Genomic DNA, 23,675 nt, shown 5'->3' on the forward strand with positions numbered 1-23,675 from the left:
GTTGTTTTTGAAGTGCTTTCAAACTTTTGACTTCCTCCCAACTTTCGGTAACCGCCTCCGCTTCAACGATCGTTGCTGCCGTTGCCGTTGCCGAGTGCAGCTCCGACGCCGAAGCTTTCCTTCGTAAAAGCGATCCATTCCCGTGCGGCTAACGAAAGGTAGCTTTCGCGTTTCCAGACCATGACAAGCAGCCAAGGTATGACGGGCTCGACGAGCGGGACCGCGCATACCTTGCTTGCCGGCAGCGAGCGGCAAACAGTATCGGGCAGCATCGCGATGCCGAGCCCGGCGCCTACCATGTGGCCGATAAAGTCCCATTGGGAGCTTTCAAAAACGATGTGCGGATCGAAACCGACCTTGCGGCATTCGTTAATGATCCGGCTGTGCAGCGCGAAGTCGCTGTTGAACAATATAAACCGTTCCTCTGCCAGCTCTGCAAGCGCGATGCGGGGCTTGTCGGCGTACGGATGGCCGAGCGGCAAAATCACCTTCAGCCGGTCCTTGGCGAGCGGGAACGATTCGAACATTTCCGCATCGACCGGACCCAGCACAACTCCAACGTCAATAGCGCCCTCGGCGACCTGGTCCCCGATTTTTTTTGCCCCGTCCTCCAGCAAGGTAATGGCGATGCCCCGATAGCGGTCCTGAAACCGCTTGAGCACTTCCGGAAAATAGCTTGCCCCCGCCATCGGCGGCAAACCGATGCGAATATGGCCCTTGTTTAAATAGGTCAGGTCATGAAGCTCCGCCTGCAGCTGCTCGAACAGCTGCAAAATCGGCGCGGCGTAGCTGAATATCGCTTGTCCGGCATCCGTTAATTGAAGCTGCCTGCCGTCGCGGACAAATACTTCGATGTTGAGCTCGTTTTCCAGGCTTTTAATCATTTTGCTGATCGTCGGCTGCGTTACATGCAGCGCTTCGGACGCTTTGGTAAAGCTGCCGAGACGCACAATTTCGGCGATGCACTGCAGATGGCGAATTTCCAAGACGATTGTCCCTCCCATGCATAAATGGAATGCTAATCATGATATATATTCATTTTACTCATGATCCCTCATTCTGTATACTGGACACCGAAGGGAGCGGAAAGATCATGAAGACGCTGCTGAAAACAGTCTTTCAAATTATACTGCTGATTGTGATTTCGCAGCTTACCGACGCTTTCGTGAGATGGATGCAGCTGCCTGTACCCGGCAGCATTGTGGGCATCGTCGTCCTTTTTGCGCTGCTCAAATTGAACATTTTGCGTCTGGAGTGGATCGAGCTGGGCTCCAAATGGCTGCTGGCGGAAATGCTGCTGTTTTTTATCCCCGCTACCGTCGGGATTGTCAATTATAAAAGCCTGGTCGTCCACAGCGGGCTGCCGATTGCGGTTACGATCATATGCAGCACGGCGGCCGTTATGCTCTGCTCAGGGCTGATCGGCCAACGGCTGTCGGCCCGCAAAGAGGGTGAAACCGGATGATGACCGCGCTGTTCTGGCTAATTTGCACGGTTGTCGTATATGCGGCGGCTAAATGGATATACCGCAAATGCGCCAAGCTGTATTTAACGCCGCTGCTGATCACGCCCGCTGTTGTCATTGCGATTATTGAGTGCAGCGGCGTTTCGTTCGAAGCGTACAACGAAGGGGCGGGCTGGCTGACCCGGATGGTGGAGCCGGCCACGATTGCCATGGGAGTCACGCTGTATAAGCATTTCGATATATTGAAAAAGAACGCATACGCGATTATCGCCAGCGTCAGCTGCGGCGCTCTGGCCGCGATCGTCACCTCGGCGGGGCTTGCCCGGCTGTTCGGCTTGAACGCCGAAATTATGGACAGCCTGGCCCCGCGCTCGGCGACGACGCCGATTGCGGTTACGATATCCCGGCTGATCGGAGGCGTTCCGACGATTACGGCGGTCGCTACGATGATTACAGGTCTGTGCGGGATGATACTCGGACCGCTCGTCGTTCGCTGGCTTCGCATTCGCAGTCCGATTGCGCGCGGCGCGCTGTTCGGGACGAGCGCCCATTCCGCGGGCATCAGCAAAGCACTCGAATACGACTCTGTTACCGGCTCCGCCGCCGGCATTGCGATGATGTTCACCGCATTCGTCACTTTATGCGCGGCCCCTTGGCTGATGGCGTGGTTTCAACAGCTTTAAGCGCATCAGCTTATTATTGTGCAAATATGGGTTAGCATTCTGTATGTGCTCTTACCGTCCGAGTGACTATAATTTGGTTCAAGACCAAATAGGAGGTAGAGACGATGGGCCGCAATGTTCCCGTACTATTGACCGATGAGCAAATGAGGACGTTTATTGCCGAAGGATTTTTAATTCTGAAAACGGATTTTCCGGAGGAGTTTCATCAACGGCTGACCGAGCAGTTGAACCAGGTTTACGAACAGGAAGGCAATCCGGGCAACAATCTGCTGCCGCGCTTGCGCGATTTGCAAAAGGTGTTCGATCATCCGATCGTAACCGGAGCGCTGACCAGCGTCTTAGGCCCTAATTATATGATGCACACGCACCGGCACGGCCATTTCAACGCTTCGCCCAAAGCCGGCGGCTGGCATAAAGACAGCTATTGGGGCTATAAAAAAATGCGCAATCATCATCCGTGGTGGGCGATGGTCATGTATTTCCCGCAGGATACGCCGGTTGAGCTTGGACCGACAGGCGTCATGCCCGGCACGCAAAATTACGAAAGCCGCACCTTCATATCTGACGAGACGGAAGGAGAGGCGGTCGCGAGCGGCAAAGCCGGTACGTTCGCCTTGATTCATTACGATATTTGGCACCGGTCCACGCCGAATGTGCTGGGCCAGCCTCGCTATATGCTGAAATTTGAGTTTATGCGCACCGAGTCGCCGACTGCTCCGAGCTGGGATTGCGTGGAGCGGGACTGGAAGCAGCCGGCGTCGTTCAGCACGAACATCGTCCGACATGAAGCGATGTGGAAGGACACCTGGAACTGGCTGTCGGGCCGGACGGGCAGCTTGGCCGGCACCGTGAACGCCGATGCCTCCCAGGTGCAGGAAGCGGCGGCTCAGCTCGCAGATCAATTCGAGCCGAACGCGATCAATGCGGCCTACTCGCTTGCAGGCATGGGCGAAGCAGGCGTGCAGGCGCTGCTGCAGGGGCTGCGCCACGACAATGTGAAGGTATCGCGCACGGCCGCTTACGGACTGGCGGCAGCAGGCACCGGAGCGGTAGCGGGACTGGAAGCCGCGCTCGCCGACGAGCGGACCGAGACGGTAGTCCATGCGGCCTTTGCCCTTGGCGAGCTGGGGGCTTATGCCGCTTCCGCGCTACCGAAGCTGCTCGGGCTGCTTCAGCCGTCGACGGATGCGGTCATCCGGCAGACGGTTGCCGAGGTGCTGGCGATGATCGGGCAGCCGGCCGATCAAGCGGTAGAAGGTCTTATCCGCTGCCTGAAGGACGACGATGTGCAGGTCCGTTTCATGGCGGGACTGGCGCTTTGCCGGATGGGAGCCGCTGCGGATGCGGCTGTGCCGGCGCTTGAGGAAGCGCTGGAGGACGACAATCGCTATGTGCGCGGGCATGCCGCAGAAGCGCTTCACTATATTGGCACCGACGCGGCCAAAACCGTGCTGATCGACTTCCTGCTGAAGTCTCGCTGGTGCCCGTCGACCACGTCGCAAAGCACGTTCTATCCTTAAGGCTTATGGCAAGGGGGCTGTCCCAAAGTAGATCATTCTACTTGAGGGCAGCTCTTTTTGCATCCCGCGGCCAATACTCGATGCGATGCTGGCGGGGCTGGTCCTAAACTGCATTGTAAAAATGGTTCCGGCGGTCAAGCAGGCACCGGTTACAGGCTTGCTCGCCGTGGCCGGTTTTTTTGATCATGCCGAAAATTTCGCATCAAATTCCTGCTAAGCAAGTGAACTCGTTCAGCTTTGCTGAACATCGGGGAATCAGATGGGGACTCTACCCCACCTGATTCAAGGCCCACCTTAGAGGTGGGGGTCTTAACCCGATTAAGTCGTAATCGGATAAGCGGTTAGTCGATAAAAGGTAATAATAGCTCGTGTAAAACTATGGAAAATAGTTCGTTCATTCCGTATAATAATCAGTATGTAAGATATAAACCAGTAATACAGATTATTGAGCTGGAGGTAACATTAATGAATGTCAGTTCACTTCGTTACATGCAGGTTAAAGAGCATTTGATCCGGCACATAGCTTCATTAAAGCCTAACGACCGGCTGCCTTCGCGGACCGTCCTATCTGAAACCTACCAGGCCGCGCGGACGACGATTGAACGGGCCGTTTCCGAATTGATCGGGGAAGGCTTATTGTATGCGCGTGACGGGAGCGGAACTTATGTTTCCGAAGCTAACACCGGTAATGCCCTCCTTGAAGGCAACGGAGTTAAAACCTGGGGGCTCTTGATTCCCGATATTTTGCATTATATTTATCCGGGTATTGTGCGCGGCGTTGGCGATGTAGCCAATAACCATGATGTCAATGTCATTATCTGTAATACAGATAATGAGTATGAAAAGCAAACGAAGCACATAAACAAATTAATAGAAAGCAAAGTGCATGGGGTCATTATCGTCCCAGCGATAAGCGGAGCCATTGATTTGCAGCCGTTTTATAAGCTTAAGGAATCGGGGATCCCGTTTGTTTTTTGCCATCGGATGCTGGAAGGCATACAAGCTCCGAGAGTCATTTCCAACAATTTTTATGCCGGTTATATCGCAACCAAGCATTTGATAGCTTCGGGCTGTAAGAAGATTGCTTACATATCAAGACCGGTGTACTCCGCATCGTCAGACAGATATCAAGGCTATGTTTGCGCTTTGTCGGAAGCAGGCATTCCGGTCCGGCGAGACCGGATCCTGTTCGAATCAAGCTTTGAGACGGACGGGGAAGGATATTACAGCGCACAGCGGATATTGGCAGGCGATGACAGGCCGGACGGCATTTTTTGCTTTAATGACGGAATTGCCAAAGGAGCTTATGATGCAGCCGGGGAAGCGGGGTTGAAGGTAGGAACGGATCTCGGCATTGCAGGCTGCGACGATACGAACATATGCGGGACGCTGAAGCCGAAGCTGACCTCCGTAAAATTCCAAACCTATGAGACGGGCGTTCAAGCGGCACGGCTGCTCTGTGACGGAACCGAAGACAACCAAACCATTGTACAGCAGCCTGAATTAATTATTCGGGAAAGTTCCTCCGTGGTTTAGAAAGGAAAGGAGGCGGCAAAACGATGTCCAAAGATAACGGCAGAGGGTTTTCGTTATTCAATAAGCTCATGAGAAAAGCCTTCTTTGTGAAATTGATTATGACTACAGCCTTGATCGCGATTATTCCTAATCTGGCTTCCAACGTTGTTGCATACTACAAAGTATCCCGAACCTTCGAACAGGAAACGGGCAGTAACAAGCTTCAATATTTGAATCAGACGATTAACGCCATAGACATTGTACTGAACCGGATTAAGGAAAATTCGAATCTGTTGGCGCTGAACCAATCGTTTCAGGAGTTTGAAAAGTTTCCAAACGGCAGCTATTATGAGGGACTGCAAGGAGAAATCCCGCCCGAGGATTTACCGGCCTTGTACGGATATTTGGAAGCGAAAAAAAATGCCTTTCTAACGATCAATTCCTTCCGGTTATCCAATGAATTTGTGGACTCCGCTTACTTCTACGATAAAAACAAAAACCTCGTAATTACCTCGGAAAACGATGGCTCCAACCGGCAATTTATGCTGGATGCATTTTATGATAAAGGCTGGTACGACACGCTGGCTAATGCAAGCGCAAATGCCGTATTTATGGAAACGCGGATCGCAAAGCAGTATCAGTCTGCCGAAAAAAGCATTTTATCGGTTATTTATAAATCGAATAAGGGCGGTAATGCGCTAATCGTTAACCTGGATGCAGCCGTTATCTATAGTGAAATTATTAACAAGTTAAACCATCAGGATGAGATTTATGTAGTGTCTTCAACAGGAAACATTTTGTTTGAAAGCCAACCGTCAGCAACGGGACAGCCGTTGAGCCTCGTTTTACCGGGCCATGAGCAAATCGTCGGAAAATCGGGCTCGTTAGTAGCTGAGCTAAATAAGAGCCAGATGTTAGTCAGCTATTCGACTTCCCCGTTGTTGAATTGGACATTTGTAAGCGCATCCGACATGGAAGCGCTTTCTGCAGGCACGGCCTCAATAAAGCGTACTATTCTGTTATCGGCGGTATTGCTCGTCTTGTTTTCAGTTACACTGGCCTATTTGTCCTCAAGAAGCTTATATAAACCGATTTCCCGGCTCAGCACGCTTATAACCGGTAAGCTGGAACGAAAATCCGGGCATACCGACGAAATTCACTTTATCGGGAACTTTGTACAGTCGACGATGGACGAAAGGGATTTTTATAAGGAGAAGCTGGAGGAAAGCTTGCCCTTCTACAGAGAGCAGTTCAAATATTCGCTGCTGCACCGGCACTCGTTGACGATAGAAGAGATTGAAGAAAAGAAAGCTTATTTGGGCTTGGATTTTGCTTCCGAGGAGCTGGTAGTGCTTCTGTTGGCTTTGGAGGACGGATCTAACCGCATGGAAGAGCGCAGCATGAGAACGAGCGACCTTTACAAGATTCAGGTGATAGACATTGTAAAGAAATGTCACGCCATTAGGACCCGCTATTTCCTTGTAGATTCGGAAAAGGATAAGATCGCCATGGTCCTCAATTGCAGCGGGATCGATCAGCAGCAAGTTTTTCGCATCGCACAGCATGTTCTCGATGATGTCAACTTCGAATTGCAAAGCCGTTTTACTATCGGGGTAGGGAGAAGATGCGCAACCGTCCAAGAGCTGCCGCAAGCTTACGAGGAAGCTTTGGAAGCTTTAAAGTACCGGATTATTTACGGAAAAGGGTATGTCATTTCCATCGACGATATAATGATCGACAGCGAGAGTGAATTCATTTACCCGAAGCAAAAGGAAGAGCTGCTGCTGGGGCATATCAAAACAGCCCGTGAACCGGAGGCGCATCAGCTGTTCGATGAAATTGTCGCCGAGATCAACACTCATAAAAACAAGCTGCATTATAATCAAATTATGCCGATGTTTATGCAGCTTTTAACCGGCTTCATGAACACGTACAGCCAGCTGGGAGCGGATGCAAGTGCCGTCTTTGGCAATGAAACGGACCCGTACAGAGAGCTATTGGACCAAAATTCGATGGATAAAATCAGCCGGTGGTTTCATCAGCTTATCCACCTGACGACCGTTTATATTGAGAAGGAAATGAAAGTCAAAGGGAATCAGCATATTACCAAGGTCGTCGACATCCTTGAGCGGGAATACAGTCAAGATATTTCCTTGAACTCGGTGGCGGAGCAATTGAACCTGAACCCGGCGTACATCAGCAGGCTGTTCAAACAAATTACCGGTCAGCCGTTTGTCGATTATTTGAAGCGGGTCAGGATAGAAAAAAGCAAGGAGCTGCTGGCGCAAAGCGACCTGAAAATTAATGAAATCGGCAAACAGGTCGGTTACGGAAACTCCTATTATTTCATCAAAGTGTTCAAGGAAATGATAGGTCTGACACCGGGCGAATATAAAAAGCTGTACGGCTCATAAACGCATCCCGGTCATTGCCGGATTCAGCGGTGAGCGGGATGCGGTTCGGATACAACATTTTTGATATGTCAAGATTGTAGTACGAATATGCAATTTTTATTATATAAAACGCTTACATGCCGTGCTAATGTTCTTGTGGAAAACATAAAGGGAGGAACAAGAGATGATTAGAAAAGTTGTGAGCGCTTCCGTCATTGTTACGTTAGCTGCTTCTACACTCGCGGCATGCTCCGGCTCCGGCAGTAACGGCCAGGCAGTAGGAACAACGAAGGATACTTCCAAACCGGGCGAAGCAAAAAGCATGCCCAAAATTTACATTTATCAAAACACCGGGGCCTTAAACCAGAAGCCTGAAGGAAGCGTACCGGAAAAGCTCGAGGAAATGAAAAAAATGTACATGGAGAAGCTGAACATAGAACCGGTTGCAATCGTTCCGCCGAAAGGCTCCGAAGGGGAGAAGCTGAACCTGCTGCTGGGCTCCAAGGATGAGATCGACACTTTTCAAGGCGCATGGGACGAGTACGCTCCCAAGGGGGCTATTATTCCGCTGAACGATTTGCTGGACAAATACGGGCAGGATGTCAAAAAAGCGTGGCCTCAGGAAGCCTGGGATTACATGAAGGATAAAGACGGTAAAATATGGGGCGTACCGCGTGGCGTGCCGTCCGTCCATTATCCGGTCTGGGTCCGTTCCGATTGGATGAAGAAGCTGAATTTGAAAATGCCGCAAACGGTCGATGAGCTGGAGGCGGTATTAAAAGCATTCAAAGAGCAGGATCCCGACGGAAATGGAAAAGCGGATACGATCCCGATGATGACAGACTTGAACGGTATCAAGAACGGGTTGATGGGCGGATTTGTGGAATACGGGAACAGCAATTGGATGGACCCTGCGGATAATAAATTGAAGCCGGTGGAGCTTGCTCCCGGGTTCAAGGACTTTGTCGCCAAAATGGCCGACTGGTACCAGAAGGGCTACATTTACAAAGAGGCGTTCGCCAAATTCGATCCGCTGGAGTTGTTGAAAACAAACCGGGTAGGCACGTCCTCGATGTGGTATTCCCGGGTCACGCTGTTATTTCCGCAAATCAAGCCGGGCCTTCCTCCGGAAGCCGATTATGAAATTATTCGGAACCTGCAAGGGCCTAAGGGCAAGCTGATTACGGCCACTGCAGCCAACACAAGCGCGATGGTGATTACGAAAAAAGCGAAGCATCCGGATGCCGTAATGAAGTTTATCAATCATCAATATCAGGATTTGCCGACCAATTCGCTTAACGCAGCATTCGGAACGAACTGGAAATATGTCGGAAACAGCAAATCGGAGATTGAACTGCTGAACAAGGATATTGCGTATGCAGGCGAGTATATGGTTTCTCTTGGTCTTGCGACAGAAAACAAATATTCGTTTAACGATCCGGTGAAAAAAATGCATGCCGACTATTTAAACAAAGAAATCCTTAACCTAAGTATCGCCAAAATGCCGGTTGACGCTACCATCATGTACGATAAGAAGCTGCTGCAGGAGAAAATTCCGACACTGGGGGATTTGGACAGACTTAGAAACGAGGAGCTGGTCAAGTTCGTTACCGGAGCGAGACCTGTAAGCGATTTTGATAAATACATCGATCAGCTGTATAAAGCCGGATTGGATAAGTGGATTGAAGAGTATACAAGGCAGTATAACGAGCGAAAAAAGTAAGCATGAAGGATGAAGACGGGAGCTCGTCCCGAAGGACGGCGAAGCCGTTTATCCTTGCATATACAGACTTTATAAGTTTTGGGGCTCTCCGCAAAGTACCTGAATCAGCTTCGAAGCGTGGCCCCACTTTGTGGGGATTATTTTGAGGAGGAATACGGAGTGTGAATACTAATATTACGTTAAGCAAGTCCGCCCGGCATTCCCTTTCCCGCAGTACAAAGGGTTGGCGCTCCATCAAATCTAACCGCTTTTACTATTACTTGATTTTACCCGGAATGCTCTATTTTTTGATCTTTGATTATATACCGATGTTCGGCATCATCATCGCCTTCAAAGATATTTCACCCTTTGAAGGCGTGCAAGCCATCTTTACAGGAGAATGGGTCGGCTTTAAGCACTTTGTCCGCTTTTGGAATTCGTATTATTTTTGGAATGTGATGAGAAACACGCTGTTGATCAGCCTATACAAGCTGTTTTTCGGGTTTCCCGCATCCATCGTTTTGGCGCTGCTGTTGAATGAGCTCAGACATGCCGTGTTTAAAAGGATTGTACAAACGATTTCCTATTTGCCGCATTTTATTTCCACGGTTGTCGTTGCCGGGTTGGTGATGATGGTACTTTCTACAGACAGAGGCTTGCTCAATGCGATCGTTGTGTTTCTCGGCGGCGAGCCGGTTCACTTTCTTGGAGATCCCGCGTACTTCAGGGGAATTCTTGTCATTTCCCACGTATGGCAATCGATCGGGTGGGGGAGCATTCTGTACTTGGCCGCCATGTCGGGGATCGATCCGGGCTTGTACGAAGCAGCCAAGATGGACGGGGCCGGCCGGTACCGGCAAATGTGGCATATTACGCTGCCGGGTATCACACATGTCATTGTGATCATGCTTATCTTTTCCATTGGCGGATTACTGAATGCAGGCTTTGAAAAGGTGCTGCTGCTCTATTCTCCCGCCGTCTACGAGGTCGCCGACATCATCGATACGTATGTTTACCGGGAAGGGCTGCTTTCGCTCAATTATTCGTTTGCTACGGCGGTCGGCTTGTTCAAAAATGTGCTGGCGATGTTCCTCATTCTCGGGGCCAATTATATTGCCAAGAAAATGAACCAGACGGGAATCTGGTAAGAGAGGAGGTGCGCAGGATGAGTTTATTGAAGCCTACGGCAGGAGAACGGATATTTGACAGCGTCAACATCGCGGTTTTAATTTGCTTGTCGCTGCTGTTTCTTATCCCTTTTCTGGCTGTTTTGTCCACGTCCTTCATCAGCGCGGAAGAATCAATGAGGAGGGGCGCTTTTGTTCTGATTCCTGAAAAAATCGATTTCACTGCGTATGATTTGCTGCTGAATCGCGGTCCCATCATCTACAACGCCTATAAGGTTACCGTTTTCAAAGTGGTTGCAGGTACCTTTCTCAATTTATTGTTTACTTCCACGCTGGCGTACGGGCTGTCGCGAAGGCATCTGCCAGGGAAAAACGCTTTGGTGCTTATTATTTTTCTGACCATGATCTTTCATGGCGGGCTGATTCCGAGCTACATGCTGATCGATAATTTAGGCATTAAAGATACTTTGTGGGTGCTTGTATTGCCCGGATTGGTCAGTGCGTGGAATTTGTTTATTATGCGTAATTTTTTCATGAGCTTGCCGGAAGAGCTGGAGGAATCGGCCATTATCGACGGGGCTTCGCCAGCGGTTATTTTGTGGAAAATCGTCATTCCTTTATCGATGCCGGCTGTGGCGACTATCGGACTTTTTTATGCGGTCCATCATTGGAATGATTGGTTCGGGGCTTCGATTTATATCAATGAGCAAAGCAAGCTTCCGGTTCAGGTCGTGATGCGCAATATTTTGTTAAGCGGCGTTACGCAGAATGAGACGCAGCTGGAGTTCGTTCACGATCCGCCGCCTGCGGCAACCTTAAAATCAGCGGTTATTATCATTAGCACGCTTCCGATTTTGTTTGTATATCCGTTTATCCAGCGGTTTTTCGTCAAGGGCGTTATGGTCGGGTCGATCAAGGGCTAGGCGGTCTGACGCAAGTAAAACCGTGAATATTTATTCATCACTGCGGTTATTCCGGGAAAGGGATTGTACTCCTTATGAATAAATATCCACGTTAAAAAAAGGAGAGATTGCAATGGTTAAGCAAACCGAACTATTTAAATCAGGGCAGGACGGTTATCATACGTTCCGCATTCCATCGTTGCTTGTTACTAATAAAGGGACGGTGCTCGCTTTTTGCGAGGCCAGAAAAAACGGCGGCGGCGACGCCGGAGACATCGATGTCGTGCTTCGGCGCAGCTTCGATAACGGGAAAACGTGGGAGCCGTTTGAAATCATCGCCGATGACGGCACGAATACGATCGGGAATCCGTGTCCGGTCCAAGACCGGGAGACCGGGACGATCTGGCTGGTTTTGTGCCGCAACGCGGAGGACGGGCATGAGAAGGATATACTGGCCGGGAAAGCGGCGAGAGAGGTACTTGTCATAAAAAGCGACGATGACGGCGCAACATGGAGCGATCTGAGAGATATTACTGCCGACGTGAAGCTTCCCGGGTGGACCTGGTATGCGGCAGGACCTTGCCATGCTGTACAGCTGAAGAGCGGACGGCTGCTTGTTCCGTGCAATCATGCCGTTCTTAATCCCGAAACAGGCGGGTCGGGACCTTACACTGCGCATGTCATATACAGTGACGATCATGGGGCAAGCTGGTCGATCGGAGGTATCGTCGGCGAATATACGAACGAATGCGCTGCGGCCGAGCTGCCGGACGGCTCGGTTTATATCAATATGAGAAGCTATCGCGGCGAAAATAAACGCGCTTATGCCTGGAGCCGGGACGGCGGATTGACGTGGTCGGATATCGTGCTGGATGATGCTTTGACCGAGCCTGTATGCCAAGGAAGCGTGCTGGAGGACGGTCTGGGCGGGATTCTGTTTTCCAACCCGGCCAGTAAAGCGAGGGAGAAGCTGACCGTTCAAATCAGCACAGACGGTTGCCGTACTTGGAGTGTACAGCAGGTGCTGCATGACGGGCCGGCTGCTTATTCGGATTTAGCGTTAGCGGACAGCGGCAATACGGTGCTCTGTTTGTATGAATGCGGTGAGGCGAGACCTTATGAGCAAATCAAGCTGGCCCGGTTTCCCAAGAATTTAATGTAATTGCAATAACGAACTGCCTGCACCCCTGCATCCTCACTTTTCATACCCAAAGGTTAAAAATATACCGGCAAATGTTAAAACACACATGTTAATTCAAACTGCTCTATTCACTATAATGAGAAGTAACAAATCACACAGACGGTGATTGTAGAAACATACAGGGGTGACGTTATGAAAAGATCAATGCTTACGGGGGCAGCAGCCTTATTTCTTTCCTCCGCTTTAGTTACGGCTTGCGGTTCCAATCAGACAGCCCAGCCGCAACCGCAAGGAGCTGCCACGGATGCCGCCGCAGGAGCCGCTCAAAAACCGGTCACATTAACGATGTGGGCAGGCACAGGCTTCAAGGAAATTGAAGGCTACGACAGTAAAAACTATGGCGATTGGGAGAAGGCGAAAGCGAAGGAATTTCAAAAATTATATCCCAATGTAACGGTCAATGTGGAGGTCGTGCCGTTTACCGATATCGAGCAGAAGGTGAATGTAGCGGTAGCCGGTAATAATCCGCCTGATATTTTATACGATAATATTCCTATCCGTATCAGCAAGCATGCGCGCAATAATGTTTTGGAAGAGATTGAAGATGTTGTGAAAGAGGATAAAGCCGACTGGAAAGAGTCCTTTCTGGCGATGGGAACCATCAACAACAAAATGTATGCGTTGCCTCTTGGCAGTGTACCGCAAGTTGTGTTTCTAAACAAAACTATTTTTGATAAAAAAGGGGTAACGGTTCCGAAGAACAGAACCTGGACCTGGAATGAAATGAAGGATGCTTTAAAGAAGGTCGCCGATAAAAACACATACGGTATCGCGTATTTCGCCAAAAATGAGCAGGCAGACCAGCTGATGGTTAACAATATTTTGGCCGCTGGCGCTCAATGGGCCAATAAAGATTTCTCGCAGTACACCGTGAACAGTCCGGAGGGCGTAGAGGCATTAACCTTTATGCTGGGCTTGGCTGACGAAGGTCTGGTTGCTCCGGGCACTGCAACTATGGATGTGAATGCTAATTTTGAATTGTTCAAACAAGGCAAGCTGGCCGTCATGAACCATACATCCCCTGTGTATGCGGATATCGAATCCGGGAAGAAGAACGGCGCCGTTGATCCTTCGGTAGAAGCGTACGGCATTCTCCCGGTAGTTAAGGAAGGGGTCACCCCGCGACTCACCGTAACAGGGGAAAACGGCTATGCGATATTTAAGCAGAACGATCCGGACAAGAAAAAGATGGCCGTGGAGTTTGTAAAGTTTTTAACGAAGCCGGAAAATATTAAAGCAATCAACAAAGCTACATACGGAATTGCCGCCCGCAAATCAGGCACGTATGAGGTTCAAAATAAAGATTTTGCCGAGCTGTTCACGCAGTTGAATAAGCTGGAAATCGTTGATCTGGGAAAAAATCAAGCTTACTTTGCGACGCTTAGACAAAAGTTTTATCCCGAGATGCAAGCCGCCTTCCTGAAGGCCAAAACTCCCAAGCAAGCGCTTGATGATTTCGTGAAAAACGCGAACCAATTAGCTGCCAAAAAGTAACTCTACGGGCAATATACCTTCACTTCGTCCCGGTTAACAGCTTTATGCCGGGGCGGAGTTTTTTTTCAAATGTCATGGATAAACGGGGTGTTCCGCAAAGATGAAAACGCGCAACTTGTTCTGGAGTTATTTCTTTATTGGTCCTAATCTGCTGTTTCTTACCGTGTTTCTTGTTTTCCCGCTATTTTATACGTTTTATTTAAGCCTTTTTGAAGCGGATATTTATTCATCTGTCTTTGTAGGACTTGAAAATTACCGCAGCTTATTCGCTGAGGATGTATTTCACAAATCGTTTGTAAATACGTTTTATTTTGTATTGATTATCGTGCCTTGCGTGGTCATCACCTCGCTTGTCTTGGCTGCCTTCATGCAAGGCTTTCATAAGAAGGCGAAAAGCTTCTTCCGGCTTGTTTTTTATTTGCCGGTCGTCAGTACGCCGGTTGTGCTGTCTCTCGTTTGGGGATGGATGTATAATCCGAGCTTCGGTATTATTAAATATTTTTCGGAGCTGCTCGGGTTCGGGGCCATCGATGTCTTTTCCGGTCAACTGACTGCCATTCTGGCCCTTTCGGCGATAGTAGTTACGTGGATGATAGGACAGCCGGTTATTTTATATTTGTCCGCCATTGACGGTGTGTCGAGGGAACTGTATGAGGCGGCGGAAATCGACGGAGCGGGTCCGGTCAAAGCCTTTTTTAGCATCACACTGCCCATGATCTCCCATACGACCTTACTCATTGTTATCACATCGACGATTAGCGTATTCCAGATTTTCGTTGTTATCCATTTGCTTACAAGCGGCGGTCCTTACCATGGCACGGAGTCACTTGTTTATACGATTTACCGCACTGCGTTCGTATCCTTGCAATTTGGGAAAGCGTCTGCTCAAAGCGTCGTATTGTTTTTTATCATTTTGCTGATCGCGCTGCTGCAGTTCCGGTTATTCAAATCCAAATTGGATTCATGAACTAAGCTAGTTTTGGAAGAGGAGATAGAAGCGAAATGAAAATACATATAGTCTCCAGGTATACTTTGCTCATTGCGGCCTCAGTTATTTTTATTTTTCCTTTGTATTGGATGATCACGGGCTCCTTCAAAACCCAAGTAGCGATCTGGGCTTTACCGCCGCAATGGTTTCCGGTTCAATTCAAGCTCGATAACTACATCCATATTTTCGCGACAAAGCCAACGCTGCTCTGGCTGTTTAACAGTGTTTTTACAAGTGCTGTGTCGGTTCTATTCGTCGTTATTTTTTCAGCTATGGCAGGCTATGCTTACGCAAAGAAGAAATTTCCCGGAGCGAAAATCCTCTTTGTCATCGTTGTCGCTACTATGATGATGCCGACTCAGGTAACTCTTGTGCCCTTATATATTTTGTGCAGAAATTTAGGGTTGATTGACAGTTACCTAGGCGTTATTTTACCGGCGGTCGCTTTTCCGTTCGGCGTGTTTATCGTGAGGCAGTTCGCCTTGACGATCCCGGACGAGATCATAGAATCGGCAACCATTGACGGAGCGGGCGAAATCCGGATATTTTCGACAATTGTACTCCCGCTGCTTATACCGGCACTTGGGGCGCTATCGATCTTTGCATTTATGCACACTTGGAACGATTACTTATGGCAGCTTATCATCCTGCAAACCAAAGAAAAGCTTACGTTGCCTCTGGGCATTTCTACGATCACCTACTCCGAGAACAGTGTTAATTACGGTTTTGCCATGGCCGGGGCTACGATTGCCGCCGTTCCGATGATTTGCTTTTTCATGCTGCTGCAGCGAAGCTTTATTAAAGGGATTACGATGGGCTCGGTTAAAGGATGAAGCTTTTAGAGCTATACTAGAGGAGGGGAGGCGAAGCCGTGAAAATTTTAATTGTTGAAGACGAAGCGGACATCTTAAGAGGAATTCAAGAGGTAGTAGAACTGTGTAATTTGCCGTTTGAAAAAATTTTCGCAGTCAGCAACGCGGAAGAGGCGCTGGATTTGATTGAAGAGCATGAACCGGAAATCATAGTAACGGATATTTTACTTCCGGAGATGACAGGCCTGGATATGCTTGAAAAGGTTAGAGCACTCCAGGTTCAGCCCAAAGTGATCGTTATCAGCAGCTACAATAAATTCTCATACGCGCAGCGGAGCCTTCAATTAGGAGCAGTCGATTACATTTTGAAGCCCATACATAAGGACGAGCTTTCGGAAAAAATTAAATCCGTTTATACGATGGTTCAAAATGAATATGTGAACCGGGAGCAGGTTAAGGATCAAACCGTTTATGCCAGGCTAGGGACAGAAACCTTGAAAGAACGCTTTGTGCTAGGGCTTTGCCTTCAGAAGACCCCTCTTCAAGAACACATCCATCACCGCTTAATGGTATGGGATTTATCATGGATGGAAACACATTCTTACGCCGTCATCTCTTTAAGCGTCAACAAGCGTGATATCAGGGCCAAACAAGACAAAGATATAAACTTGGAAAATTTCGCCGTAGGCAACATAGCGGAAGAGACGTTAAGAAGCTATCAGCCGTCGGTTTTGATACGCAATGTTCATAATGACTGGATTATTCTGGCCTCCTGGGACCCAGTACTGTCCGTTGCTCATGCTATTTTGGAACGGGTGCTGAAATATCAGAAATTGAATCTGGTAGTCGGGATCAGCGAAACGATGCATTCATTTCAAGCCGTCTCGGAAGCGTACGAGCAGTCGCAAATGGCATTGAAGCTGTCCTCATTGCATGATAACAAACATATCGTTTGTTTTCAGGATATAGCAAGTATACTGAATCCTGAGACAGGACCGGTAAACAGTGAATGGGTGGCCGATTGCATTCTCGAAGGGAATGCGTATCAAGTGGAACAATCCGTGGAAGATATCATTCACCGTTTCATGCTGGCGAGGGATGTCAACAAACCGGCAGACTTGTCTATCAAATGCTTTGAGTGGGTATTGGAATTCATTCAAGCTTGACAGATAAGGTTAGCATGGAAATTAGCCACTTCCCCCTGGAGCTATGGGAGAAGGCCGAGCAGTGTCCGAGCGTTGAGGATTTAAAGCAGCTTTTGAACCGTCATTTGCATGAGTTTATTGAAACCGTTGCCAATCAGCAGCAGCCCAATCTGCTTAATTTTAATATTAATAAAGCCAAACGGATCATTGATGAGAAATACGGGGAACCGATTACTTTGCAAAGCGTGGCTGACGAGCTGAGCATTCACCCTGTTTGGCTGAGCCGCTTGTTTAAGAAAGAGACAGGGCAAAACTTTTTAGATTACTTAACTGAAATTCGAATCGAGCAAGCCAAGGTTATGCTGCGGGATACGAGCTTGAAAATATATGAAATCGCCCTGAGGATCGGGTATCAGGAAATCCAGTACTTTGGTAAAATATTCAAAAAACGAACCGGCATAACTCCAAAGGAGTACAGATATGGCAAATGAAAACGATTAAGCTCGCGAATCTTACCTTATTTCAAAAAATGTTTATACTCCTGTTTCTTTCTGTCTCTGTCCCCGTAACGATACTGGGTTATTTGTATTTCAGTGAATCCAAGGATCAAATTGAACATATTACAAAAGCATTGCTCATGGAAAATTTGCAGCAAAACAGCCAGAGGATCGAGCAGTTTTTTAAAGAAGCGGAGCTGCATTCGGAATCTATTATCGGTTCGCAGAGGCTGGAGATTCTGGCGGATGAATTGGAGAAGAAGCCGTTGGAGGACAGGTTGTTTTTGAGCAGGTCGATCACGTTAACCAATGAACTGAAGGGCCGCTATGATCTGAGTATGTATCCGCCCGATGAAGCCAGGTATGTAACGTTTACCTCTCTTATCCGGACGGAGGCCAAGCCGGCTGGAACGGAATGGATTAGCAAGGCGCTTGAGCTTAAAGGCAAAGGCTTCTGGTATTTCGATAACAACACGTTTATATATGCAAGATTAGTAAGAGCGATGTCCGATCTGCGGCCTTTGGCCGTCATTAAGTTGACGATTCCAAGCGCGGCATTGCAAGAACAGCTGCTCTCCCCGGCAAATTATTCTAACTTCGGACATTATATTGTCGACAGGGAAACGGATAAAGTGCTGTTGGCTAATTCGGTTAATATTTTGTATCGGGAAAAGAACGTTTTTGCAGCGGATATTGCGTTGGCTGACAGTCCGTGGAAGCTTGTGGCTGCCATTCCGGAGGCGGATTTAATAGGCCCGGTGGAGAAAATCAGACAATTCTCGTTTGTTCTCGTCTTCATTAGCATTTGCCTGATTGCCATGCTGCTTGCGCTTATTACGAACAGTTTTATTAATCCGATTAAATATATTCTCGGTCAGATGAAGAAGGTTCAACTGGGAACACTTGTTCCCGGATATCGGTATGACGGAAGAAGGGATGAGATCGGCCAGCTCGCCAAAGGGTATAACTCTTTGATATTCGGCATGCAGGAGCTGCTGGATACGACCAAGCTGATGGAATCCGAGAAAAGCAGAATGGAAATGCAGATGCTTATTCATCAGATCAACCCTCACTTTCTGTATAATACTTTGGACGCAATCAAGTGGAGAGCCGATCATGTCAAGGAACAAACCATAACCGAAATGGTATCGTCTTTAGGCAACCTGATTAGATACAGCATCAACAACGGGGAAGAGTTTACAACCGTGGAACGCGAAATCGAGCATGTAAAAAGCTATTTGAGAATAGAAGCATTACGAAATCAGGACGCCTTTCAGGTAGTAGTTAACGTGAAGCCCCGCTTATTGAATTATCCGATCTTAAAATTAATTATTCAACCGCTGGTAGAAAATTCGGTTAGGCACGGCTTGAATAAATTACAGCCCGGGCAAGGTAAAATACTTGTCAGGATCTTTATGGATGGTGAGGACTTAGTCTGCACGGTAGAAGACAACGGTCCCGGTTTCCCGGAGGAGGCTGCTGCCGCAACCGGTTGTTTCACGGTAAAGCCGGATCAGACCGGCGGAGTCGGCTTATACAATGTGAATCAAAGATTGAAAAACCGGTTTGGCTTTAAATACGGCGTCGTTCTGGCCAACAGGGAGCAGGGAGGCTGTAAAGCGACGATTCGCCACCCTGTTATGGAACCGCAAACGAATCCTTAGCAGCTGCGGCGTAACCATCGTGTGGACTGTCGAAACAGGGGGCAACAACGTCGTTCGATGGATTGGACGAACATGAATACGTCACTGCCTGCAGCCTGAATATGCAGCGCAGCACACCTCTAAATATGACGGCGGCCACGGTTGACGCTCCGTTGTGACGTTTCTCACAGCTTCGGCCGCCGCAGCCGGCTATAATGAAATTATTCATTTGTCGGAAAAGAGGGATACGATGAAAGCGGAATCCGAATCCAAAACGGGCGAGCCCGTATCGGTCACATGCAATGACTGCGGGAAAGCGAATGGTCAGGGCGAGATCGGAACCCACTGGATATGCGAGGATTGCAAGATGAACGGCGAGGAAGCGGCCCGTTCCTGATCGCCGCCCCGATTTAGCGATTTGCCGAATATGCGCTATAATAGGTGTAAACGAACCGGAATCGGCAAAAGGGGCGGGGCAAATGTTTTTACGTAGAGAAAGCTTGAAGCAGTATATCCGGTTGTATCCGGTAACAAGCCTGTTGATTGTCATTCAATTGCTGGTCTGGGCAGCTATGGAATGGTACGGATCGTCCATGGACAGCGGCACCTTGCTGCGGTTTGGAGCGATGTTCGGCCTGCCCGGTTTGACGCCGGAGCCGTGGCGCTATGTGACGGCGATTTTCGTGCATATCGGTTTCGAGCATCTGCTGTTCAACAGCTTTGCGCTGTACGTGTTCGCGGCGCCGCTTGAACGGCTGCTCGGCGCGTGGAAGTATGCGCTGTTTTATTTGGCATGCGGCATCGCCGGAAATATAGCCAGCGTATGGCTGCACCGCGATGATTTTATCGGCGCGGGAGCCTCGGGGGCGATCTACGGCGTGTATGCCGCGTACTTGTTTTTGTCCATCTTCCGCAAAGATCTGATCGATTACCAGTCAAAGCAGACGATCCGGGTCATCGTCATCATCGGCTTCCTGTACTCGTTCATCGTCCCGCATGTCGACATCTATGCGCATGCCGGCGGCTTCGTCGGCGGAGCGGTGCTGACCGCGCTGATTACCCGGTTTGTCGCGCGGAGACAACGCATCGAGGCGGAGGCCGCAGGCTATGAGTCCCGCGATTCCGGGCCGGATGCCGGATAGGATAGGACGAGATAGCGGGTAAAAGAGAGCGGCGAATGAACTCGTTCAGCTTTGCAGAACATCGGGGAATCAGATGGGGACTGTACCCCATCTGATTCAAGGCCCACCTTAGAGGCGGGGGTCTTAACCCGATAAAGTCGTAATCGTATGAATGCGGCTGCTGCCGCTTCAAGGCTGCGCTGCTCTTTAATGTGTTATATAATATAACATACACATAACAAATAATATTGACATATCGGTACGTCAGCTTTTATACTGAATCTACAACCGAATATGCAAGCCGTTCGCATAGACTTATGAAGCTTAGGTTTATGCGGGGAAATGCGCATTTCCTAACTATGGAACCGGTCATGAAGCAAAGCCGGGTTCATAGTTTTTTGCATGATGGCAAGCTGGAGATGTCATGTATTCTGACTTCAATGCATGGGAGGAACATGGGGATGAAGACGGTTATGGATGAGGTGCTGGTTAATGAGTGGTTTGCCGTTTTGAAGAGCGAGGAAGTGAAGGAAGCTCCGGTACAGGTTGTCGTGATGGGCGAGCGGGTTGTCGTATTCCGAACGAGCAAAGGCATCCATGCATTCAAAGATTTATGTATTCACCGCGGCTCGGCGTTGTCGATCGGTACGGTCAAGAACGATACTCTTGTATGTCCGTACCATGGCTGGCAGTATGATTCTGACGGAAATTGCGTCTGCATTCCGGCACAGGCCAAAGGGGCTTCGATCCCATTGAAAGCAAGAGCCCAAACATATGTGTGCGAAGAAAAATACGGGCTCGTCTGGGTTTGTCTTGGCGCCCCGGCCGCTCCGATCCCGGAGATTGAACCGTATGCGGACCCGGCATTTTCCACTCATGTATTCGGCCCGTACCGGATCAACAGCAGCAGTGCGCGGGTGATTGAAAATTTTCTCGATTATTCCCACCTCATGTGGGTGCATCAAGGCTACTTGAGCGATCCGGAGTACTCGGAAATTGCCAACTATGGCGTAAACCGGGTGAATGGGCGGCTTGTGACAGATGAGGTGACGATATTTGAATTCGATTTTGACGATCCGGACCGAGCCCTCATCCCGGTCGTTTATGTGAAAGAAGCTTACAGGCCGCTCACCGCTTTTCTCGAAAAACGGTTTGGTGCCGGGCGTGTCATGTGCATTTTGATGGCCAGCTGTCCGATTGACGAGCAAACCTCGGTCACTTATACGGTTCATGCGATTAATTTCGATCCGGGAGAAATTTCGGAATATATGGCCGTCAACGATGCAGTCATGATGCAGGATATGGTCATATTGGAAAATCAAAAGCCGGAAGAGCTGCCGCTCGATTTGCAGGCGGAACTGAGCCTGAAATCGGATCTAATGTCGATTGCGTACCGGAAATGGCTCGCTGAATGCGGCGTAAAACTGGGAACGGTGTAACGGCGAAAGATTTGTACGGATTTGGAGACTTTTTCGCCTAAGGATTGATTATTCCGCAAATAGATTGCCGTCTGAATTCCGCACCGCGTGATTCTGGGGCCGCGGCCGGTCAGCAGCCGGTGCTGGCCGCACTGGCGAGACGGGTGTCGAACTCGCGAATCTCGGGAGCGACGGACTCTCCCCTGATGCGGGCGAGCAAATGCCGCATCGCCTGCGTGCCGATCTCGTATACGGGCTGAACGACCGTTGAAAGCCCGGGAACGGCGTAATCCACGGCTACGCCGTCAAAGCCGATCAGCTTGATCTGTCCGGGCACGTGAACGCCCATCGCGTACAGGACTCTCATCGCGCCGACGGCGAGCAGGTCGTTGCCGGCGAACACGCCGTCGACATCCGGATGCCGGCTAAGCAGCTGCTTGACGGCGAGCTCGCCGCCACTGATCATGTAATCGCTCTGTACGATGAGATCCGGCGTGTACCAGGGCTGGTCTTGACACAGCTCCTCATAAGCCAGCCGTCTTTCATGGGCCGCGAACACATGCGGAGGACCGCTAATATGAGCGATTTTGCGGCAGCCCTGCGCGGTCAAGTGGCGGACGGCCATCCTTGCCCCTTCCCGATGCCTCGCTATAAACGAAGCGATGGGCTGGCCGGGAAAGCAGTTATCGACCAGAACGACCGGGATCGAGCTGTCCCGCTCGAAAGCCGACAGCTCCTCCGGCCGGGCGGTATATGAGGCGAGCAGCAGTCCGTCGACTTGCTTGGTCGCCAACACCTCCATATATTGCCGCTCCTTCTCCGTGCTGCTGTCGGAATTGCACAGCAGCACGGAGAAGCCGTTCTCCTGCGCGGTGTCTTCGATCGCCCGCGCGAGCAGCGGAAAGAACGGATTTAAAATATTAGGCACGATCAAGGCGACGGTAGCGGTGCGCTTGCCGGCCAAGCTTCTGGCAATATGGCTCGGCTTGTACTGCAGTGTCTGCATCGCCTTCTCGACGGCCTCGATTGTGCTTTTGTGCACATAGCCGCTCTTGTTCAATACGCGGGATACGGTTGCGACCGATACCCCGGCCAGCTTGCTCACGTCTCGGATAGTTGCCATAGGCGGTCGGCGGCTCAGCAGCCGGTAACCTCCTCAAGCGTCGGCATGCCCTCCTGCGCGCCGAATCGGGTAACCGAGAGCGATGCGGCCTTGACGGCCTGGCGGATGGACGCCTCCAGCGATTGGCCGGAGGCAAGTCCGCAGCACAAGGCGGCGTTGAAAGCATCGCCGGCCCCGGTTGTATCCGTTACCTGAACCGGTACGGCCGGAATCGTCTTCAGCCGGCCCTCCTCCAGGTAGGAGACGCCTTTTTCGCCGCGGGTGACAATGAGCGTCTGCCGGTGCCGCTGCTCCCAGTCGCCCATTCCCGCGGCGAGTTCGTCCTCATTCGCGTAGGTGCGCTGAGATAGCAGCTCGAATTCCGTTTCGTTCGGCGTAAGAATGTCGACCATGTCGTGAATCTCGGCCGGGAGCAGCTTGGCGGGAGCCGGGTTCAATACGGTGGTTACCCCGTTGTCGCGCGCGATTTGCAGCGCAAGCTTGACGGCCGGAATCGGGATTTCCAGCTGCAGGAGCGCAATATCCGCATCGCGGATAACCGCCTCATGCGCCGCTACAAGCCGCTCGTTCGTGCTTGCGTTCGCGCCGGGCACGATGACGATGCAGTTATCTTCCGCCGTATGCAGGATGGTCGCCGTACCTGTGGCTTCATGCTCAATGACGGCGATGCGGTCGGTCTTGACGCCGTACCCGGTCAGCTGGCGTATAATCTGGTGGCCGAACAGATCGTCGCCGACCGAGCCGATCATCGTGGCATCGGCCTCCAGCTTCGCGCAGCCGACCGCCTGGTTGGCGCCTTTGCCGCCGGGCAGGTAGCGGATATGCTGCCCCTCGATCGTTTCCCCGACCCGTGGCATTCGTTCGGCGGTGACGACCAAATCCATGTTCAAGCTGCCGATAATAACGATATGAGGACGTTTCAACGC

21 protein-coding genes are annotated in these 23,675 nt (G+C 50.1%); 18 read left to right on the plus strand and 3 right to left on the minus strand.

The window, feature by feature from the left end:
- Positions 1 to 62: 62 nt before the first annotated feature.
- Positions 63 to 986, minus strand: a complete 924-nt coding sequence (locus E1757_RS03930; RefSeq protein ID WP_133225487.1) for a LysR family transcriptional regulator — start codon at positions 984 to 986, stop codon at positions 63 to 65.
- Between the two features lie 107 nt (positions 987 to 1,093).
- On the opposite strand from E1757_RS03930, the gene E1757_RS03935 reads away from it, so the two are divergent.
- The 18 genes from E1757_RS03935 (at position 1,094) to E1757_RS04020 (ending at position 21,647) form a co-directional block, all read left to right on the plus strand.
- The gene (locus E1757_RS03935) at positions 1,094 to 1,465 is read left to right on the plus strand and encodes a CidA/LrgA family protein (protein WP_133225488.1); all 372 of its coding nucleotides are present in this window, start codon (positions 1,094 to 1,096) and stop codon (positions 1,463 to 1,465) included.
- On the plus strand, positions 1,462 to 2,148 hold the full coding sequence (locus E1757_RS03940; RefSeq protein WP_133225489.1) for an LrgB family protein: 687 nt from the start codon (positions 1,462 to 1,464) through the stop codon (positions 2,146 to 2,148). The genes E1757_RS03935 and E1757_RS03940 overlap by 4 nt, the downstream gene beginning before the upstream one ends.
- Before the next feature lie 104 nt (positions 2,149 to 2,252).
- A complete protein-coding gene (locus tag E1757_RS03945; RefSeq protein WP_133225490.1) occupies positions 2,253 to 3,668 on the plus strand; it encodes a HEAT repeat domain-containing protein in 1,416 nt (471 codons plus the stop codon).
- A 465-nt stretch (positions 3,669 to 4,133) separates the two neighbouring features.
- Positions 4,134 to 5,204, plus strand: a complete 1,071-nt coding sequence (locus E1757_RS03950) for a GntR family transcriptional regulator (protein WP_165971942.1) — start codon at positions 4,134 to 4,136, stop codon at positions 5,202 to 5,204.
- A 23-nt stretch (positions 5,205 to 5,227) separates the two neighbouring features.
- Positions 5,228 to 7,597, plus strand: coding sequence for a helix-turn-helix domain-containing protein (locus E1757_RS03955; RefSeq protein WP_133225492.1), 2,370 nt, complete (start codon positions 5,228 to 5,230; stop codon positions 7,595 to 7,597).
- A 163-nt stretch (positions 7,598 to 7,760) separates the two neighbouring features.
- Positions 7,761 to 9,299 (plus strand): extracellular solute-binding protein, encoded by a 1,539-nt coding sequence (locus E1757_RS03960; protein WP_133225493.1) that lies wholly within the window; start codon positions 7,761 to 7,763, stop codon positions 9,297 to 9,299.
- Between the two features lie 161 nt (positions 9,300 to 9,460).
- Positions 9,461 to 10,426: an ABC transporter permease gene (locus E1757_RS03965; RefSeq protein WP_342774510.1), complete on the plus strand. Its 966-nt coding sequence runs from the start codon at positions 9,461 to 9,463 to the stop codon at positions 10,424 to 10,426.
- A 17-nt stretch (positions 10,427 to 10,443) separates the two neighbouring features.
- Complete coding sequence (locus tag E1757_RS03970; protein WP_133225494.1) at positions 10,444 to 11,328, plus strand: carbohydrate ABC transporter permease; 885 nt, start codon at positions 10,444 to 10,446, stop codon at positions 11,326 to 11,328.
- Positions 11,329 to 11,440: 112 nt separating this feature from the next.
- Positions 11,441 to 12,469 carry a sialidase family protein gene (locus E1757_RS03975; protein ID WP_133225495.1) on the plus strand — a complete coding sequence of 343 codons (1,029 nt, stop codon included), beginning with the start codon at positions 11,441 to 11,443 and terminating at the stop codon, positions 12,467 to 12,469.
- Positions 12,470 to 12,640: 171 nt separating this feature from the next.
- Complete coding sequence (locus E1757_RS03980; RefSeq protein ID WP_133225496.1) at positions 12,641 to 14,002, plus strand: ABC transporter substrate-binding protein; 1,362 nt, start codon at positions 12,641 to 12,643, stop codon at positions 14,000 to 14,002.
- A gap of 100 nt (positions 14,003 to 14,102) precedes the next feature.
- Positions 14,103 to 14,969 (plus strand): carbohydrate ABC transporter permease, encoded by an 867-nt coding sequence (locus E1757_RS03985; RefSeq protein ID WP_133225497.1) that lies wholly within the window; start codon positions 14,103 to 14,105, stop codon positions 14,967 to 14,969.
- A gap of 35 nt (positions 14,970 to 15,004) precedes the next feature.
- Entirely contained in the window at positions 15,005 to 15,823 is an 819-nt protein-coding gene (locus E1757_RS03990; RefSeq protein WP_133225498.1) for a carbohydrate ABC transporter permease, read from the plus strand.
- Positions 15,824 to 15,861: 38 nt separating this feature from the next.
- A complete protein-coding gene (locus tag E1757_RS03995) occupies positions 15,862 to 16,968 on the plus strand; it encodes a response regulator (RefSeq protein ID WP_133225499.1) in 1,107 nt (368 codons plus the stop codon).
- Positions 16,965 to 17,438, plus strand: coding sequence for a helix-turn-helix transcriptional regulator (locus E1757_RS04000; RefSeq protein ID WP_133225500.1), 474 nt, complete (start codon positions 16,965 to 16,967; stop codon positions 17,436 to 17,438). Before E1757_RS03995 ends, E1757_RS04000 begins: the two co-directional genes overlap by 4 nt.
- The gene (locus tag E1757_RS04005; RefSeq protein WP_133225501.1) at positions 17,435 to 19,108 is read left to right on the plus strand and encodes a cache domain-containing sensor histidine kinase; all 1,674 of its coding nucleotides are present in this window, start codon (positions 17,435 to 17,437) and stop codon (positions 19,106 to 19,108) included. The genes E1757_RS04000 and E1757_RS04005 overlap by 4 nt, the downstream gene beginning before the upstream one ends.
- 154 nt (positions 19,109 to 19,262) lie before the next feature.
- Positions 19,263 to 19,484, plus strand: coding sequence for a hypothetical protein (locus E1757_RS04010; protein WP_133225502.1), 222 nt, complete (start codon positions 19,263 to 19,265; stop codon positions 19,482 to 19,484).
- A gap of 82 nt (positions 19,485 to 19,566) precedes the next feature.
- Positions 19,567 to 20,229 (plus strand): rhomboid family intramembrane serine protease, encoded by a 663-nt coding sequence (locus E1757_RS04015; RefSeq protein ID WP_133225503.1) that lies wholly within the window; start codon positions 19,567 to 19,569, stop codon positions 20,227 to 20,229.
- 440 nt (positions 20,230 to 20,669) lie between these two features.
- On the plus strand, positions 20,670 to 21,647 hold the full coding sequence (locus tag E1757_RS04020; RefSeq protein WP_246078998.1) for an aromatic ring-hydroxylating oxygenase subunit alpha: 978 nt from the start codon (positions 20,670 to 20,672) through the stop codon (positions 21,645 to 21,647).
- A 109-nt stretch (positions 21,648 to 21,756) separates the two neighbouring features.
- Here the strand turns inward: E1757_RS04020 and E1757_RS04025 are convergent, their stop codons facing one another.
- Both E1757_RS04025 and rbsK read right to left on the minus strand, forming a co-directional pair.
- A complete protein-coding gene (locus tag E1757_RS04025) occupies positions 21,757 to 22,749 on the minus strand; it encodes a LacI family DNA-binding transcriptional regulator (RefSeq protein WP_133225504.1) in 993 nt (330 codons plus the stop codon).
- 14 nt (positions 22,750 to 22,763) lie between these two features.
- On the minus strand, positions 22,764 to 23,672 hold the full coding sequence (rbsK, locus tag E1757_RS04030) for a ribokinase (protein WP_133225505.1): 909 nt from the start codon (positions 23,670 to 23,672) through the stop codon (positions 22,764 to 22,766).
- Positions 23,673 to 23,675: the final 3 nt, after the last annotated feature.

The sequence above is a fragment of the Paenibacillus piri genome (assembly GCF_004354045.1).
In the GTDB taxonomy this organism is placed as follows: Bacteria; Bacillota; Bacilli; order Paenibacillales; family NBRC-103111; genus Paenibacillus_S; species Paenibacillus_S piri.

Bases quoted from the DNA above. Each gene is read 5' to 3' on its own strand.
- E1757_RS03935 (WP_133225488.1), top strand. From the start codon at position 1,094: ATGAAGACGCTGCTGAAAACAGTCTTTCAAATTATACTGCTGATTGTG.
- E1757_RS03940 (WP_133225489.1), top strand. From the start codon at position 1,462: ATGATGACCGCGCTGTTCTGGCTAATTTGCACGGTTGTCGTATATGCG.
- E1757_RS03945 (WP_133225490.1), top strand. From the start codon at position 2,253: ATGGGCCGCAATGTTCCCGTACTATTGACCGATGAGCAAATGAGGACG.
- E1757_RS03950 (WP_165971942.1), top strand. From the start codon at position 4,134: ATGAATGTCAGTTCACTTCGTTACATGCAGGTTAAAGAGCATTTGATC.
- E1757_RS03955 (WP_133225492.1), top strand. From the start codon at position 5,228: ATGTCCAAAGATAACGGCAGAGGGTTTTCGTTATTCAATAAGCTCATG.
- E1757_RS03960 (WP_133225493.1), top strand. From the start codon at position 7,761: ATGATTAGAAAAGTTGTGAGCGCTTCCGTCATTGTTACGTTAGCTGCT.
- E1757_RS03970 (WP_133225494.1), top strand. From the start codon at position 10,444: ATGAGTTTATTGAAGCCTACGGCAGGAGAACGGATATTTGACAGCGTC.
- E1757_RS03975 (WP_133225495.1), top strand. From the start codon at position 11,441: ATGGTTAAGCAAACCGAACTATTTAAATCAGGGCAGGACGGTTATCAT.
- E1757_RS03980 (WP_133225496.1), top strand. From the start codon at position 12,641: ATGAAAAGATCAATGCTTACGGGGGCAGCAGCCTTATTTCTTTCCTCC.
- E1757_RS03985 (WP_133225497.1), top strand. From the start codon at position 14,103: ATGAAAACGCGCAACTTGTTCTGGAGTTATTTCTTTATTGGTCCTAAT.
- E1757_RS03990 (WP_133225498.1), top strand. From the start codon at position 15,005: ATGAAAATACATATAGTCTCCAGGTATACTTTGCTCATTGCGGCCTCA.
- E1757_RS04005 (WP_133225501.1), top strand. From the start codon at position 17,435: ATGAAAACGATTAAGCTCGCGAATCTTACCTTATTTCAAAAAATGTTT.
- E1757_RS04015 (WP_133225503.1), top strand. From the start codon at position 19,567: ATGTTTTTACGTAGAGAAAGCTTGAAGCAGTATATCCGGTTGTATCCG.
- E1757_RS04020 (WP_246078998.1), top strand. From the start codon at position 20,670: ATGAAGACGGTTATGGATGAGGTGCTGGTTAATGAGTGGTTTGCCGTT.
- E1757_RS04025 (WP_133225504.1), bottom strand. From the start codon at position 22,749: ATGGCAACTATCCGAGACGTGAGCAAGCTGGCCGGGGTATCGGTCGCA.